Origin of the sequence: Haemophilus sp. C1 (assembly GCF_001276515.1) — a bacterium.
Taxonomy (GTDB): Bacteria; Pseudomonadota; Gammaproteobacteria; order Enterobacterales; family Pasteurellaceae; genus Haemophilus.
In genome coordinates this window covers 62,840-79,907 of the sequence record NZ_LDVZ01000006.1, presented here as the reverse complement: position 1 = coordinate 79,907, position 17,068 = coordinate 62,840, and the positions used below count along the sequence as shown (strand labels likewise).

At 38.9% G+C, this 17,068-nt stretch carries 15 protein-coding genes and 1 pseudogene; 5 read left to right on the top strand and 11 right to left on the bottom strand.

Features of this window, described 5'->3' with window-relative positions; genetic code table 11:
• Nucleotides 1-43: 43 nt before the first annotated feature.
• The 7 genes from ABW51_RS03840 to glyQ all read right to left on the bottom strand — a co-directional run bounded on the left by ABW51_RS03840 (nt 44) and on the right by glyQ (nt 4,512).
• A complete protein-coding gene (locus ABW51_RS03840) occupies nt 44-514 on the bottom strand; it encodes an OsmC family protein (protein ID WP_053465642.1) in 471 nt (156 codons plus the stop codon).
• Nucleotides 515-811: 297 nt separating this feature from the next.
• The gene (locus tag ABW51_RS03835) at nt 812-1,177 is read right to left on the bottom strand and encodes an endonuclease domain-containing protein (RefSeq protein WP_053465641.1); all 366 of its coding nucleotides are present in this window, start codon (nt 1,175-1,177) and stop codon (nt 812-814) included.
• Between the two features lie 5 nt (nt 1,178-1,182).
• Nucleotides 1,183-2,448: a histidine-type phosphatase gene (locus tag ABW51_RS03830; RefSeq protein WP_053465640.1), complete on the bottom strand. Its 1,266-nt coding sequence runs from the start codon at nt 2,446-2,448 to the stop codon at nt 1,183-1,185.
• Nucleotides 2,449-2,457: 9 nt separating this feature from the next.
• A complete protein-coding gene (locus ABW51_RS03825) occupies nt 2,458-2,904 on the bottom strand; it encodes a hypothetical protein (protein WP_053465639.1) in 447 nt (148 codons plus the stop codon).
• Nucleotides 2,904-3,284, bottom strand: a complete 381-nt coding sequence (locus ABW51_RS03820) for a hypothetical protein (protein WP_082318380.1) — start codon at nt 3,282-3,284, stop codon at nt 2,904-2,906. The genes ABW51_RS03825 and ABW51_RS03820 overlap by 1 nt, the downstream gene beginning before the upstream one ends.
• 1 nt (nt 3,285) lies before the next feature.
• Complete coding sequence (locus tag ABW51_RS03815) at nt 3,286-3,546, bottom strand: hypothetical protein (RefSeq protein ID WP_053465638.1); 261 nt, start codon at nt 3,544-3,546, stop codon at nt 3,286-3,288.
• 57 nt (nt 3,547-3,603) lie between these two features.
• Nucleotides 3,604-4,512 carry a glycine--tRNA ligase subunit alpha gene (gene glyQ, locus ABW51_RS03810; protein WP_005628151.1) on the bottom strand — a complete coding sequence of 303 codons (909 nt, stop codon included), beginning with the start codon at nt 4,510-4,512 and terminating at the stop codon, nt 3,604-3,606.
• A 198-nt stretch (nt 4,513-4,710) separates the two neighbouring features.
• Between glyQ and ABW51_RS03805 the strand changes: the two genes are divergently transcribed.
• The 4 genes from ABW51_RS03805 to ABW51_RS03790 all read left to right on the top strand — a co-directional run bounded on the left by ABW51_RS03805 (nt 4,711) and on the right by ABW51_RS03790 (nt 9,449).
• On the top strand, nt 4,711-6,648 hold the full coding sequence (locus tag ABW51_RS03805; protein WP_053465637.1) for a TonB-dependent receptor plug domain-containing protein: 1,938 nt from the start codon (nt 4,711-4,713) through the stop codon (nt 6,646-6,648).
• Nucleotides 6,649-6,721: 73 nt separating this feature from the next.
• Nucleotides 6,722-7,507 carry a helical backbone metal receptor gene (locus ABW51_RS03800; protein WP_053465636.1) on the top strand — a complete coding sequence of 262 codons (786 nt, stop codon included), beginning with the start codon at nt 6,722-6,724 and terminating at the stop codon, nt 7,505-7,507.
• 227 nt (nt 7,508-7,734) lie between these two features.
• Complete coding sequence (locus ABW51_RS03795; protein WP_053465635.1) at nt 7,735-8,712, top strand: FecCD family ABC transporter permease; 978 nt, start codon at nt 7,735-7,737, stop codon at nt 8,710-8,712.
• On the top strand, nt 8,712-9,449 hold the full coding sequence (locus ABW51_RS03790; protein ID WP_053465634.1) for an ABC transporter ATP-binding protein: 738 nt from the start codon (nt 8,712-8,714) through the stop codon (nt 9,447-9,449). Before ABW51_RS03795 ends, ABW51_RS03790 begins: the two co-directional genes overlap by 1 nt.
• A 47-nt stretch (nt 9,450-9,496) precedes the next feature.
• Here ABW51_RS03790 and ABW51_RS03785 read toward each other — a convergent pair whose 3' ends face one another.
• The gene (locus ABW51_RS03785) at nt 9,497-9,964 is read right to left on the bottom strand and encodes a hypothetical protein (protein ID WP_053465633.1); all 468 of its coding nucleotides are present in this window, start codon (nt 9,962-9,964) and stop codon (nt 9,497-9,499) included.
• 119 nt (nt 9,965-10,083) lie between these two features.
• Between ABW51_RS03785 and ABW51_RS10485 the strand changes: the two are divergent.
• Nucleotides 10,084-10,164, top strand: a pseudogene (locus ABW51_RS10485) (ATP-binding protein); the annotation flags it as partial.
• A gap of 81 nt (nt 10,165-10,245) precedes the next feature.
• Here ABW51_RS10485 and ABW51_RS03780 read toward each other — a convergent pair.
• From ABW51_RS03780 to metH, 3 genes are all read right to left on the bottom strand, one after another.
• Nucleotides 10,246-11,958 (bottom strand): ATP-binding protein, encoded by a 1,713-nt coding sequence (locus ABW51_RS03780; RefSeq protein ID WP_053465632.1) that lies wholly within the window; start codon nt 11,956-11,958, stop codon nt 10,246-10,248.
• A complete protein-coding gene (locus ABW51_RS03775) occupies nt 11,951-13,201 on the bottom strand; it encodes an SIR2 family protein (protein ID WP_053465631.1) in 1,251 nt (416 codons plus the stop codon). The genes ABW51_RS03780 and ABW51_RS03775 overlap by 8 nt, the downstream gene beginning before the upstream one ends.
• 107 nt (nt 13,202-13,308) lie before the next feature.
• Entirely contained in the window at nt 13,309-16,998 is a 3,690-nt protein-coding gene (metH, locus tag ABW51_RS03770) for a methionine synthase (protein WP_053465630.1), read from the bottom strand.
• Between the last annotated feature and the right edge of the window lie 70 nt (nt 16,999-17,068).

The window sequence follows — 17,068 nt, the reverse complement described above, 5'->3', positions numbered from 1 at the left end:
TTTTCTCTGGTAAGGTGCAACTTGCGCACCGTTTTATTTTAATTTAATCTTTTTCAATCAGTGCTTCACATTTCACAGGGAAATTAAGTGAGTTTGCGATAAAACATGCCTGATGCGCATTTTCATGTAATGCCAATGCCTTAACGGCATCCGACTCGCTTGAAATTCTCACACGAGGTTTTAATGTTGCCGAAATAAAGCGCCCTGCATGCTCTGAACTGCCTTCATCCATAATCGCTATTGCTTCATCACGGTATTCTTGCACAATAATGTTATTAACGGCACAAAAATGTAAATACCATAATTTATGACAGGCAGAAATGGAGGCTAATAACATATCTTCTGGGTTCCAACGTGTTTTATCACCACGAAAAGCTGGATCAGCAGAACCTAAAATATTGGGTTTATTCAATGCCGAAGCAATAAAATCCCGCTCATACGCAGTATAAGAAGAAGTTCCCCGCCCTAAATTTCCAACCCACTCTACGGTAGTTTGATAAATATGTTGCTTCATTATATTTTCCGTTATCTCTTATAGCGTATGTAAATTAAGAAATTCATGTCTTATTTGATTATTTTCTTCGTTTTCACTTCTGCCAAATCTCCCCTCCCCCTCTTTGCTAAAGAGGGGATTGGTTCTTTGGAGAGTTAAATATTTATGTTCTACTTTAACGTTTTTTGAAAGCAGATAATTTAATTTCTATTGAAATTAAAATGTAAATAAGTCAGTTACTATCAATTAACTCAAGAATTCCCCTCTTTAGCAAAGAGGGGTAGGGGAGATTTGGCAGAAGTTAATCCAACCTCATACTCAATCAGCCCTCACATTCTCTAAAAACAAATAAATCTGCTTTACTACACTTTCAATTTCACGCATTACTTCATCATTGCTAAACCGCATCACCGTGAAACCAAGTGAATTTAATTCTGCATCTCGCAATGCATCTTTTTCCTGATAATCAGGTTCATAGTGCTGACTACCATCTAACTCAATAATCAGCCTTGCTTTCGCACAATAAAAATCAACGATATAACTTAAAAGTGGCTTTTGTCGATTAAATCGAAATCCTAATAATTGATCTCGATTGATACGTCGCCATAATTTTCTTTCCGCATCCGTTTGATCCACTCGCAATTTCTGCGAATTCTCTTTTAAATATTTTTCATAGGGTTGCATGAAAGCTACTTCTTCCTGTTCTCAATCCCCTCACTCAACACCTCTTGGAAACGCTCGTAATCACAAAAGCCATTTTCATCTTTCTTACAGCCTTTAAGGGTTAATGCTGTTTGGTTTGGAGGTGTCGCTAAACTTAGTGGTGTGATGTTAATCAGCTGTTCGGTAGTTTGATACACATAATCCAACTTAAATTTGAGCTTACCGCTCGGTTTATGCTTCCATACTTCAAATAGCAACTTGCCACCGATTGGGATATTTTCCAATGAATCATCTAATTCATAAGGTTCAACACCTAGTGCTGCAAGCAGAGCAACAATATTAGAATCGTGTCCAACCAATAAGTTAATTTTGTTTTCACTATTTAGCTGTTGCTGAATAAATGCTAACAACGGATATGAGGCATTTTGTGCTAACGCTTCATTGTTTTTAAATAACGTGCGGTAATATTCGTTTTTAATTTCGTTAATTGCACGCCATTTTTCTTGGCTATCCACGCGGCCGTTTGCGATTTCAGAATCAGGCTTGCCCACATAATGCGCAAGTAATAATGCACTGACAATTTTCTTTCCAGTGCTGATAGAGCCAGTAATTTTGACTGACTTGCCGTCTTTAATACTGTATTCACCGACTTTTCCACCTAAATCACACTCGCCTTTTTGCAAACAGTTTGGTGAGTTTTTGTAATCGATGATTTCACTTAATAGCGCATAATTTGGTGCTAATTTTTGCTGTAAAGCGGTTAAATCAACGTTATTTTTTGCAGATTCAATCAAGGCTTTACTTGGATTATGCGCCTGTGTATTAAAAATCGGATCTTTTTCTGAACCAATTTTACCATGATGTTGCAGTTGTACATTACAGCCCGCAAATGCACCAGAAACAATCGCCTGACCTGTTGCAATGGTGCGTTGCACACCATTCGCATAAGCGAAAATGCCTTCGCCTGATGCACAACGTTCTGTTGTTAATAACCCTTTATCCGAAAGCCACTGACCTAAATACTGTCCGAAATAGGTTTCTAGCACCGTCCCTTTTGCAGTGAGATAGCCAGATGGTACATTCCATTTTGCCCATTTATAAGGGGAATATTTCGCCATTTCTTGCGGATCTTTTTCCACTGGTGAACGCAATCCGTGTCGGCTGAAAATAAATACTTTCTCTAATTCATAATCAGAACTTGAAGAATTTTGGCTATTTTCTGTTGCCAACACGCTACTTGCTAAAGCTGAGCTAAGCAAAAGTGCGGTGAATTTTAGGGTTATTTTTTTCATATTCGAGACCTAATCATTTAATGTTGAAATTGAGCTATAAAAATTCAAGGCATATTTGGTGCCGTAAGCTAACACCATAAATACTGCAACAATATTGACTACCGCAAAAAAGATTAGTTGTTTACTGTCGCTCTCCACCCAGAGCATTTTAAATAATGCGAGCGTACCAATATTTTCATCAAGTTCACTCTCTCCGCTTAGTGTTCTTAAGGTTTTCAGCATCTCGCGTACAAAAGCAACAGTATTTATTGCCATGACGCTGAGTGCAATAAATCCTGAAGCCAAACTTAAAAACAGCACTAGCACATTACTCCACGCCCAATGTGCCCAATTCAGCTCAGAATACATAAATAACGCGAGTGATAAAAACAACACAGCGGGTGTTAAATTTCGAAAAAACATTAAATAGTCATCACCAATTCTAAATAAAAATTGTAAAAAACTGACCTTCTTCATTACTTACGAATCTCCCAACTTGTCTTGGTTTTCATTAAACGCACTTTACCATCTTTGGAGACATATCCGCTTTTTACCACATCTAAAATCGTATTTTCAGGCAAATCAGAAGCAAACACTTCAACCTGTTGCTTATCTTCCGAAAGAATGCCATAAACCGCTTGGGTTTTATTCGCAGGATCGTCTAGCTTAATATCCGCCACATCAAACACTTGTACACAGGCTTTTCTCACATAAGAATAAGACTGCCCCGCATTTGGTAAGCAACCGTGAGCATCGGTTTGACCGCCCACAGTTGGCATTTCAGCTTGTGATTGCGCATTGCTACAAGCGGTCAAAATCATCGCTGAAGTTGCAAGAGCTAACGTTTTTTTTATCACTTTAGAAAATCTCTTTTAATTTGGATTCATCTAAAATAACATCGCCATTTGGTAATAACAACGCAGGAATACCTAAATAGCCATTTGCTTTCGAGTTATCAAATTCTGCACTACTATCGCGTAAACGAGTAAATTGTTTGAGATTAGGTAATGAAGTCATAATTTCTACTTCATCGTAATCCACGCCTAAGCGATCCAACTCCGCGACAAATGGTGCGGTATCTGGGCATGTTTCTGCATAAAAAAGAATGGGTTTACTCATTTTGCTCTCCTGAAGTGCGGTCAAATTTCACCGCACTTTTGTGAATTTGTTTAAGCCTTATTTTTTACAACCAGGGAAACCTAAGGCTTCACGGCTTGCATAATAGGCTTCCGCCACCCCTTTGGTTAAGGCACGAATCCGTAAAATATAGCGTTGGCGTTCTGTTACCGAAATTGCTTTACGTGCATCTAACAAGTTAAAGCTGTGTGCTGCTTTCAAAATACGCTCATAAGCAGGCAATGGTAACGGTTTTTCTAAGGCTAATAACTCTTGTGCTTCTTTTTCATATTGATCAAAGCAGTAGAATAAGAAATCTGTGTTTGCGTGTTCAAAGTTATAGGTTGATTGCTCAACTTCATTTTGATGGAAAACATCGCCATAAGTGGTTTTGCCTAATGGGCCGTCAGACCAAACTAGGTCATACACAGAATCTACGCCTTGAATGTACATGGCCAAACGCTCTAAACCGTAAGTCACCTCGCCCGTTACAGGTTTACATTCTAAGCCACCCACTTGTTGGAAATAGGTAAACTGGGTCACTTCCATCCCGTTTAACCATACTTCCCAGCCTAAGCCCCATGCACCTAAGGTTGGGTTTTCCCAGTTATCTTCTACGAAACGGATGTCGTTTTTGGTCGGATCGAAACCAAGCATTTCAAGGGAACCTAAATAGAGTTCTTGAATGTTATCTGGAGAAGGTTTGATCACTACTTGGAATTGATAGTAATGTTGTAAACGGTTTGGGTTTTCACCGTAGCGACCATCGGTCGGGCGGCGTGAAGGTTGCACATAAGCAAATGCCATCGGCTCTGGACCTAATGCACGTAATGCGGTCATTGGGTGAGAGGTACCTGCGCCCACTTCCATATCAAAAGGTTGCACAATGGTGCAGCCTTGGTTTGCCCAATATTCTTGCAGGGCTAAAATCATACCTTGGAATGTTTTTACGTTAAATTTTGTGCTCATAATCGTTGATCTAATGTGATTAAAAATGCCCGCATTATACTTGAAAGCGCAAGGCGGATAAAGGTGAAAAAGTGCGGTCAAAAAACGAATTTTTTTACAAAATGAACAGAATTTTTAAAGTAAATGAAAATTCTCAACTAGGAAATGAATGTCTATTGTGCCAAAATAGCGCACTTTTTAAAAAGAGGAACCAACTTAATGAAAACTAACTTAATTACTACCGCACTTTTATTGAGTGCATCGGCTTTTGTACAAGCTGAAACTAAAACCGAGCTTGAGCCGATCAATGTGTATTCAGCTTACGCAACGCCAGTAAACCAAGATCAAACTGCATCATCAGTCACCGTATTAACAGAAAAAGATTTTGCAGAGCGTAATGCGACTTATGTGAGTGATGTATTGAAGACTGTGCCAGGTGTGGCAATGGGGGCTAATGGGGGGCGTGGTGCATTAACCAGCTTATTCTTACGTGGTGCAAATTCAAACCAAACAGCAGTTATTATTGATGGTGTAAAAATGAAACCAGCTAATAACTTGGGTTATGATTTTGGTGGTTTAACACTTAGCAATATTGAACGTATTGAAGTATTACGTGGGGAACAATCTGCTCTTTGGGGAAGCGATGCAATGGGTGGGGTGATCTATATCACAACCAAAAGTGGCTTATACAAAGATAAACCATTTAATGTAGATTTTGATTTTGGTACAGGTTCACATAGAACTCGTGATGCTTCGGTGACAATTTCTGGTCATAATGATGGACTCTATTATTCTTTGCACGGCGATAGCCATCGTACAAGTGGAATATCATCTCTAAGTTCAAATAAATTTAATTACACTACATTAGATGGTCAACATTTTTCAGTAGGAGATCGTTCAGAAAAAGATCGTTTTCATCGCGATAATGCTTCTTTACGTGTAGGTTATGATGATACTCATAAAGGAGTGGAATTATTAGCATCTCACTCATCACAAACCGCACATTACGACAATGATAATCGCTCAATTGCACAAGAACGAGATTATGATGATCGAGCTCGCACACGTGAAACATTATTTAAATTAAGTAGTTATCTAGGTAGTGATGAAGAACTTTTTAAACATAAGGTAAGCGTTAGTCATATTAAAACAGATAGTGACAGATTTGATTTATATCCATTTCCAAACTCAAATCCGTTTTCTGCCTATGACGCTAAAAAACTAAACACCAATTATCAATTAGATATTAATCTTGATCACAAGGGTTACATCAAGCAAGGTGTAAGTATTTTAGCAGAATATCAACGAACAACTTATGACTCAACAACATTTACGCCACGAGATAAGAAAAAGCTAACAGAAAAAAGTGTTGCAACCGAATATCGCTTATTCACTGAAGATGAGCATAGTTTCTCTGTAAGTGGTCGATTTACTGAAAACTCACAATTTGAAAATGCCTTTACAGGACGTGTAGCTGGAGCTTATCGCTTATCGCCCAATTTCCGTGCTCACGCAAGTTTTGGTTCAGCTATTCAAAATCCAAGTTTAGTTGATTACTATGGTTATAATGGAAACTATCGTGGAAATCCAAATTTAAAACCAGCAAAAAGTCTTGGTGGAGAAATTGGGTTATTGATGGAAACAGTGGATAAAGCTCATAGTCTTGATATCACTTATTTTGCTCGTAATGTGAAAAATCTGATCAATGGTTTGACAAACCCAGCTTCAAATATTGAGGGAACCTCGAAAATTAAGGGTGTAGAAATTGCGTATAGTGGCAAATTAACAAAAGATTTAACCGCTTATGCAAACTATACTTATATGCGAGCTAAAGAAAAGACTGGGGCAGATTTAATTCGTCGTCCAAAACATACAGCTAATACTGGTTTAGCTTATCAAATAACTGAGAAATTTGGCACAGATGCTAATATCAGTTATGTAGGCAAACGCATAGACAACTACTACAGGATTTACCCAGCAAAACCTACAAAAATGCCATCTTACACTTTGGTAAATTTAGGTGTGAATTATCAATTAATTCCAAATCTAAACATATATGCGAACTTGAACAACGTATTTAATAAAAAATACGAAAATGCTATCGAATATGGTCAAGACGGACGTAATGTTTACGTTGGGTTAAAAGGATCGTTCTAATTATTATCCACCTATAAGGGCGTGCTAAGCACGCCTTTTTACATTCTTGATGGCGTAGCGTATCATTATCTATATGCAAAAAACTCGTTTAATTTTAACCGCACTTTTCTTGCCCTTGACTTCGCATGCGTCGGAGAAATTTGTCTCGCTTACACTTTGTAGCGATCGTCTTTTGTCGGAAATTTCGCGTCCTGAGCAAATTGCTGCGCAGTCACCTTATTCTAAAAATCCCTTGATGATGTTGGATAAACTCAATGTGGATAAGCCAACCCTTGAGCCACAACTCACCGCATTATTGCCCTATCTCGATAAAACGTTTCTTATCAATGAAACCTTTTATCCACAACTTGTGGCAGATTTGAAAAAACTCGGGGCAAAAATTGAACCAATTAATGACACGCCACAAACGGCAGAAGAATTATTTGGGCTAATATTGCACTTGGGCAAACTCACGAGTAACGAAACGCATGCGGAATCTTTGGTTAAAAAACTTAAATTACAAGATTCTCGCCTCAATCTATCTCTCACCGACACATTAATACTTTCAGATACAGGCATTGTAGAAACTTATACGCCACAGTATCCCACTTTACTTAACTTGCTAGGCTTAACCCCGCTAAAAATACCACTTACGGCACAAAATTTTTCTCTTGAAAAAGTGTTACGAGCAGAACCAAACGTGTTAATTGAAATCAGCGATCAACAAAGTTATAACGAGCAAGCAGAATTGCTTAAACATCCGCTTTTGCAAAATCTTTTTAAAAATCGACCGCACTTTCGTATTCCAATGAAATATACTTATTGCTTTGATCACGGCGTATGGCAAGGGGCAGAGAAGATTTATCAACAGTTAAAATAATGTAGCAGACAAATCTCCCCTAACCCCTCTTTGCCAAAGAGGGGAATTTCATGATTACATTAATCAAAGATGACGTATTTACAGTCTTTATATACAAATGATTAGAATAAAATATCAGAATTATACATCCCAACACTATAATCCCCCTCTTTGGCAAAGAGGGGTTAGGGGAGATTTAATAAAATCAAATTAACAAATGATATTTGGATTACATAGGAAATTGATCATTGACCAAAACACTAAAATTAAATACCGCACTTTTCTTAGCGTTGCTGTTGATTAGCGGATTTGCAATTTATCATCAGCTCGGCGACTTTGCCCATCTCAAAAATGCAGATGGTGTGCTCACGGATATGCGCTCGCTCGTATTGCTTGATATTCGCCTACCACGCCTCGGACTAGCCATTTTAACTGGTGCAAGCCTTGCTTTAGCAGGCAATGCAATGCAGGGGATATTTCAAAATCCACTGGCTAGTCCCGGCTTATTGGGCAGTAGTGCCGGTGCAACCAGCACCAGTGTCTTTTTGCTTTACTATTTTTCCGTACCCTTAAGTCTATTGCTTATTGGCGGCGTAACTGGTGCATTATCTAGTTTTTTATTAGTTTATTTAATCGCTAAAAACCACGGTACAACAGCGATGATCTTAAGTGGTTTAGCCATCAATATGTTGCTCTCCGCTGCTGTTGCATTGCTACTTTCGAATGCAGAAAGCCCGTGGGCATTAGCTGAACTCTACCGCTGGCTACAAGGTTCTCTTGTATGGGCAAAACTTGATACACTACTTATTTCACTTCCAATCGCATTATTGGGATTGTTCTGTTTATATCGAGAACGCCGCTATATTGACTTGCTCACCTTCGGTGAAGAAACCGCGAGCACAATGGGCGTGAATCCTAAACGTAGCTTTTTCGTCACGACCTTTGGCGTGGCATTATTAGTGGGTGCAACGATTCCGCAAACAGGCACTATCGGTTTTGTTGGCTTAATCGCACCGCACTTTGCTCGCCTTCTGCTAAAAAAACGCCCTTCACAGCTTTACATCACCAGTGCATTACTTGGCGCATTATTACTACTTATTGCGGATCTTTGCGTTCAATACATTCCAATCTTCTCACATATTTATATTGGCACGCTCATCGCAATCATTGGCGCACCTTGCTTAATTTGGATTTTAATTACGGAGCAACGCAAGTTGGCAAGATAATGATTAGAATCGAAAACCTTTCTCAGCCTTATGGCTTAAACAACATCAGCTGCACACTTCCTAAAGGAAAACTGATCGGCATTATGGGCGCAAACGGTGCGGGCAAATCAACTTTGCTTAAAACGATTGCAGGAATTTTACCTATTGCAAAAGGTGAAATTTATTTTGGAAACAGCCCGTTAAGCAAAATGAGTACAGCTGAAAAAAGCCAGCAACTCGCTTATCTGGCGCAAGATACCAATATCCATTGGGATTTATCGGTTTATGATGTCATTGCTCTCGGCTTAAATTCGCCATTATCATCGGTAAAAGAGCGGTCAAATATTACGGAGATTTCACAAAAATTTTCGATAAAACATTTGCTTAATAAATCCTTTCAAAAACTGTCAGGCGGAGAAAAAGCCCGTGTGCAACTCGCTCGTTGTTGTATCAAAAATGCGCCGCTATTGCTTGCCGATGAACCTATCGCACCACTCGATCCCTATTACCAAATAGACATGATGGAACAATTAAAATCGCTCACACCACAGCATACTTGTGTTGTAGCGATCCATCATTTATCTCTTGCATACAAATACTGTGATGAAGTGATTTTGCTCGACAAGGGCAAAATCATTGCAACTGGCAAAACACAAGCGGTGCTAAATTCAGCGAATCTTGCAAAAGCCTTTGATATAAGCGTGAAATTTGATGCAGAAAGAAGAGAGATTTATGGAATAGAGAAATTGGAAAACTAATTCCAATTTCTCATTTTTCTGAAAGTAAAAGTTATTTTCGAGAAAAATCAACCGCCCTTACAAATCAACCAAGGAACTTGCTTGCCTTGTTGATTCTTGTAGTAAATTGAACTTTGAGATCGCGCGATTAAATCCACATAACTTCCTTGAATCGGATCATACGAACGATAAACCACTTCAAATTTTGTACCGCGCGCATTCAGTGTCAGTGTGTATGAATGATCAAAAGGCTCCGCCTTGCCATTATCTAGCTGGAAATAAAACCCGAAGTTATCTTTCATACGGCTTTCACGCGACAGAGGAAAATAAGTCGTTAAATGAGAAATCCCCCCAGTTTCTTTATTATTACAACGATAATGATATGGCTTGTAATTAACAGAATTATTTAACTCAGCTTGGCTAATATTATTCTTTAAAAATCGAGATTTAACCGTCTTCTTTGGCTGATGTGTTGTGGTACAAGCAAATAAACTCACAAGGACCCCTACAAACAATGCTATCTTTAATTTATTCATAAATACAAAATTCCGAAAAATAAGAAAGCGCGTATGATAACGGAAATTGGGGATTGTGCAACTAGGCTTTAAAGTTATAGAGAAGATGCATGTACATGCAATATCTCGCATATTCAAAGCTACTGAAAGGGAAATATTACGAATAAACAGAGATTGATAGGATTGAGCTGATTTACGTGGTAGATTGGTTGTTGCAATAAATCTAAAAACGTTGAAAGTTTTAACCGCACTTTTAACTGATAGGCACAAGCGAGAAGGCTTGCGCCATCCTAGGGATATTACTATTTTTCGTAATTCCACGCCTTAGAAAATGAAGCGCTTCTAGATTGAGGAGGTGATTCAGGCTGTTTAATTTTAACTTTCATTGGGAATGGAAAATCAACGCCAAGTAAAAGAGCTTCACCTTGACCAAGGACAGGTAAAAAGGATGCTGAGCGATTATCAATTGATCCAACAGCTTTTTTTACAATTTCCTGATCTTTTTCATTAGTTAATCGATGAACAATCAAAGTACCAATTTGACTTAATACATCTTCAGGGATATCTCTTGCTCTTTGTGTTGCCATAACTATATTTAACCCATATTTTCTGCCTTCTTTTGCGATATCTCCAAAAGCTGTTAGATTCATTTTGCTAATTTCATCTCCAATAGATTTATTTAAAAATTGGTGGGATTCATCGATGAAAACAAGCAATGGATTTTCATAATTAATATCACCTTTACGAGCGCAATCTAGTAATTTTCTGCCAATAGTATTGACTAGAATTTCTCTAGCATTAGCCTCAAAAGGGACAAAAGATAAATCAAGTCGGATTAGTGAACTTTGTGTATTGCTACATAGATTGTCTATTATATTAGGTATTTGCTTTAGAGAAGGTTCATAATCCAACATCCATTTTAAGTGGAGATTATTTTGCATTGCTTTAATTCGTGAAATTAGGTTTAAGCAATATCCAATATCATTATCAACTTTTTTCCCCCATTTGCTTCCATCTCCATATCCTGGATGTACACATTCTTCAATGATTTGATCAGCTAATGCTGAAAAATCCCAAGAAATCTCAGAGAAAGGCATGTTTATTGATTTTATTGCATCTTCAAAATTTTGTTTAGTTTCCTCAGCTTTTTTTAAATTTTTACCATTAATTATGGTTAAACTGTGATGTTGGTTTGAGTAAAATGACAACACCTTTAAACTACGAATTGCTTCTTCTAACTTAGGTGCTTGACTTCCTGCTGATGGTCTTAATAAAGCTCTTATATCTGAATCAGTAAACATCCAATGAGGATAAGTAACTTTATTCTGATCATTTGCACGAGGGTTTTTCCCAACATAATAACTTTCACAAGGTAAATTTTCATATTCACCAGTTGCATCCAGTAATAGTATTTTCCCTCCATGTTTTTTTACATTGTTGATAAGATTTGCCATGGTATAGCTTTTACCACCACCAGTTGAACCTAGAATGGCACAGTGGCGGGCAAACAATTTTTCTGGTGTTAAGTGAATTGTGACGGATGGATTATTGGGTATTTCAGCAATTGGAAGTTGTAATTCCTCTTCAACATTAGCTAATTTTCCTTCAGCCAGAAGAGACACTAGTTTAGGATGGGCGGAATAAATTTGAGTGCCTAATTTAGGATATTGTCTAATACCTCTATGATTAAAACCCGTTTCTACATCAACACTAATCAATAGCTGAACTAAACCAATAGGATTATTATTTGGATAATGTTCGTCTAAATTATCGACACTTAAGCGTTCACCATTTTCAAGCCATACTTTAACCATTCTGCCAAGAATAGATGTTTGTCCACAATCAATAAAAATAAATTCATTGACTTCACCAATAGGAATTCTATTTCCTAATAACCAAACTTGTTCTCCAGTTCCTGCTTTGGTTAAATTAATTTTAGCCTCAGTAGCTGATATTTCAATTAAACTTCCGATACGTCTTTTTAAATCATGTGGTGAAAACCATTCATTATTCATCTGTGTTCCCCCCTACATTAAATTTTTGGAATAATTGAAAAATTTCTTCTTCTGGAGTAGGTTTATTTCTTTCTGGTAGTTTGTTTACGAGCGTAGCAAAATCACTATCTATTAGTGAAATTCGAGAATCGCCTGATTTAACAGCTTCCATTAGTAGTCTCTTAATATCCTCATTAAAAGAGCTTTTTTCAGCAAAAAGAGAACGGGTCCCAACCATTAGTAATAGTTCTGGATTGGTACGTAATGCCATTATAATAGCATTATTAATATGCTTATCATTAAAACCAAACCCAAGACATAAAATAGCTGTTTTTGGTTTTTGTACTGCCTCTAAAAAACTTGCCATCATATCTAAATATGGGGATTCATAGGAACTTTGGTATTTTGTACTACTAGGATAAATAATTACTGGTTCACCTTTTTGAGAATCGGATATTCTTTTTTGAACACCTTGTTCTGTTTTTATCCAATCCACAGAACCATGAATTTTATAAAGATGAAAAACATTAGGAAGATAAGAGTTTGCCTTATCTGAAGTTTGAATTTTATGAACAATATCATAATGAAACCATGCCGGATTAAAACGATATGGTCTTCCATATTCAAAACCGTCAATTACAATCATTCCCGTATTAGATGCTGCTGTTTCAAATGCTAAATCATAATTAGTAGTAAATAGCTTTAAACGTTTTTGTTTAGGTTGTCTTTTTCCTAGAACTCTTAAGAGTTTTTCATGATGTTTCCAACGTTCTTCTAAACCAGTAAGCTTTCCAATAAAATTTGTTTCTTCTAAAATTTTATTCTTTGCATCTACAACAAATTTACCTAATTTTTGTAATTCATCTTCAGCCAGGGTTTGTAATGAAATAAAAGTATCGCAACGAGATAATAATAGTTCGATATTAGATTCTTTTTCTGGTTTGCCATCTTTATTAATTTTAACTGCAGCAAATTGGTCATATTTTGTAATATTTTTTATATCATCAAAGTTGAATGGATTCATATGTTGGCAGGATTCCCAAAGGTTTCCCATGCTTGGGGCAATATATTTTTCCCCTTCTTTGTTAAATGCTAATGAAGTTCCAGAACCAGCTAAAATAATAATATTCTCAGCGTCCAATATTTGATTAAATGATTGCTGTAGTAAATGTTCATAATGTTTTATTTTTTCCTGGTCTTTTATTTTACTAAAATCAATAGGTTCTTCTCCAGAAATGCTAGATGAAAAAAATTTCATATCCATTATGGCTCCTTGAAATTAATTATTTTAAATATTTATCAATATTAAATTTGGGTATTGAAAAAGTTCTATCAAAAAAAGCTATTGTAAGGTTCCTATTACTAGATTTTCTACTTCATCGCCACACCCAACCATTTCATCATCTCTCTCTCATCCCAACCTTTACGTTTGGCATAATCCTGAGCTTGGTCTTCATCGATTCGACCTAAAGTGAAATAGTTACTTGCCGGGTGGGTGAAGTACCAACCGCAGACGGAAGCCGCCGGCCACATGGCGTAGCTTTCGGTGAGTTTCATGCCAATGCGTTGTTCCACTTCTAATAAATCCCAAATTAAGGCTTTTTCGGTATGCTCTGGGCAGCTTGGATAACCCGGTGCAGGGCGGATGCCGACATAGTTTTCATTGATTAAACCTTGATTGTCAAATTCTTCTTGCGTGTAGCCCCAAATGCGGGTGCGTAGCTCAAAGTGTAGGTATTCTGCCATGGCTTCGGCGAGGCGATCGCCCACGGCTTGTAGCAAGATTGCGTTGTAATCGTCGCCGGCGGCTTTATAGCCTTCTACTAAATCCATTTCTTCAATACCGGCGCACACGGCGAACATGCCGAACCAGTCTTTTTTACCGCTTTCGCGATCGGCGATAAAGTCACTTAAGCAGAAGTTAAATGGGCTTTTGCTGTTTTTGCCACGTTCCGTTTGTTGGCGTAATCCGTAAGCGGTGCCAATGGTTTGCGTACGTTCTTCATCAGAGAATAGAACCACATCATCGCCCACACGTTCGGCTGGGAAAATGCCTAAAATGCCGCTTGGGTTGAGCTTGTGGTTTTGTTCTAATTCATCCAATACCACTTGTGCATCGTTCCACACTCTGCGTGCTTCTTCGCCGCCTTCCGGATAATCAAAGGCATCCGGATAGCCACCCATCAATCCCCAAATACGGAAGAATGGTGACCAATCGATGAATTTGCGCAGCTCGGCAATCGGCACGTTTTTAAATTCCACAATGCCGGTTTGTTTTGGTGTTGGCGGCACATAATCTGCCCATTCAGCACTAAAGCCATCAAAGCGGTTTGCTCGTGCTTCTTCAATGCTAAGCTGTTTACGCAGTGGTTTACGGTTAGAGAAAGATTGCTGAATTTTCTCGTAATCTTTCTTGAATTGTTCCCACAATGCTACACGGCCTTCTGGGTTCATTAAAGTTGCACAAACCGTTACCGCTCTTGATGCATTTGAGGTATAGAACACACCGTGTTGTTTATATTTTGGATACAGTTTAATGGCTGTATGTTCTTTGGAGGTGGTTGCGCCGCCAATTAAAACAGGCAAGTTCAGACCTAAACGCGTCATTTCACCGAGGAAGTATTCCATTTCGTCTAAAGATGGCGTAATCAAACCGCTTAAGCCGATAATATCGGCTTTTTCATCAATCGCCGTTTGAATGATTTTGTCCGCCGGCACCATGACGCCTAAGTCAATCACTTCAAAATTATTACATTGCAACACCACGCTCACGATGTTTTTACCGATGTCATGTACATCACCTTTCACAGTGGCAATCACCACTTTACCGTTACTAGAGCCTTTTTGTTTGGTGGCGTTGATAAACGGCTCTAAATACGCCACTGATTGTTTCATCACGCGTGCGGATTTCACCACTTGCGGCAGGAACATTTTGCCGTCGCCAAACAAATCGCCCACCACGTCCATACCAGCCATGAGTGGGCCTTCGATCACCTCTAACGGTGTTGGCAATTTTTGGCGGGCTTCTTCGGTGTCTTCGATGATGTGCGTAGTAATCCCTTTCACAAGGGCGTGTTTCAAGCGTTCTTCCACCGGCCACGTGCGCCATTCGGCCACAGAATCCACTGCACTTTCATCGTTGCCTTGGTTGCGATATTTTTCCGCAATATCCAGTAAACGTTCGGTGCCATCTGGCGTGCGGTTTAATACGGCATCTTCGATTACATTACGCAATTCAGGATCAAGATCATCATAAATGGCAAGTTGCCCCGCATTCACGATCCCCATATCCATGCCTTGTTTGATAGCATGATAGAGGAAGACCGCGTGAATGGCTTCACGCATTACGTTATTGCCGCGGAAGGAGAAGGACACGTTTGAAACACCGCCGGAAATCTTGGCGTGTGGCAAGCTGCGTTTAATACGACCAGTGGCGTTGATGAAATCCACGCCGTAGTTATTGTGTTCTTCAATCCCAGTACCAATCGCAAAAATGTTCGGGTCAAAAATGATGTCTTCCGGCGGGAAGCCTACTTGGTTGACTAAGATGTTATAGGCTCGAGTACAGATTTCCACTTTACGCTCTTCGGTATCAGCCTGCCCCACTTCATCAAATGCCATTACCACAACGGCAGCGCCGTATTTACGCACTAATTTAGCCTGATGGATAAATTTTTCCTCGCCTTCTTTTAAGGAAATAGAGTTCACAATCGGTTTACCTTGCACTGACTGTAAACCTGCCTCAATCACTTCCCATTTGGAGGAGTCAATCATCACTGGCACTTTGGCCGCATCGGGTTCCGTTGCCATAATGTTGAGGAAACGAGTCATACATTTTTTGCCGTCGAGCAAGGCTTCATCCATGTTCACGTCGATGACTTGTGCGCCGTTTTCTACTTGATCGATAGCAATTTCAATGGCTTCTGCAAATTTGTCTTCTTTAATTAAGCGTTTGAATTTTGCCGAACCTGTTACGTTATTGCGTTCGCCGACGTTCACGAACAGGCTTTCATCGTCAATATTGAGTGGTTCTAAACCCGATAAACGCATGGCGGTTTTGATTTGTGGCAATTTGCGTGGTGGAATATTTTCTACCGCCTCAGCAAAGGCTTTGATGTGTTCCGGTGTGGTACCACAACAACCGCCGATAATGTTCACAAAACCACTTTCTGCCCACTCTTTTAAGTGAGCTGCCATCTCTTCTGCCCCTAAATCATAACCACCAAAAGCATTTGGCAAGCCCGCATTCGGATGCACAGAAACATAGGTTTCACTGATTTTTGAAAGCTGTTCCACATATTGGCGTAGTTCTTTCGGGCCTAGCGCACAGTTCAAACCGAACGTCAGTGGTTTAGCGTGACGAAGCGAGTTGTAGAACGCTTCAGTGGTTTGCCCTGAAAGGGTACGGCCTGAAGCATCGGTAATGGTACCGGAAATCATAATCGGCAATTCTACGCCTAATTCTTCGAATACACTTTCAATGGCAAAAACAGCCGCTTTGGCGTTAAGCGTGTCGAAAATAGTTTCGATCATAATTAAATCCGCCCCACCTTCGATTAAGCCTTTTGTTGCTTGGGCATAAGCATCCACTAATTCCATAAAAGTAACATTGCGGAAACCAGGATCATTTACATCGGGTGAAATGGAAGCTGTACGGTTTGTTGGCCCTAACACGCCCGCGACAAAGCGAGGTTTTTCTGGCGTACTATATTTATCTGCAGCCAAACGAGCTAATTTTGCGCCAACAAAATTGAGTTCATAAGCGATAGATTGCAAGTCGTAATCCGCTTGAGCAATCGTAGTTGAACTAAAAGTATTGGTTTCAATAATATCTGCACCCGCTGCCAAATATTTCTCATGAATAGCGGAAATTAGCAGTGGTTGAGTCAATGTCAGTAAATCATTATTACCGCGTAAATCGACCGCACTTTCCTTAAACTTCTCGCCTCTAAAATCAGCTTCCGTCAGTTTATATTTTTGGATCATCGTCCCCATCGCACCGTCTAAAATGAGAATACGATTTTCTAGAGCTTGTTTAAGTTGAGCGGTTTTATTCACCATAATTATTTTGTTCCGTAAATCTTAAATAAATAACTACGGAATAATAGGTGTAAGGGCTAGGGGTGTCAAA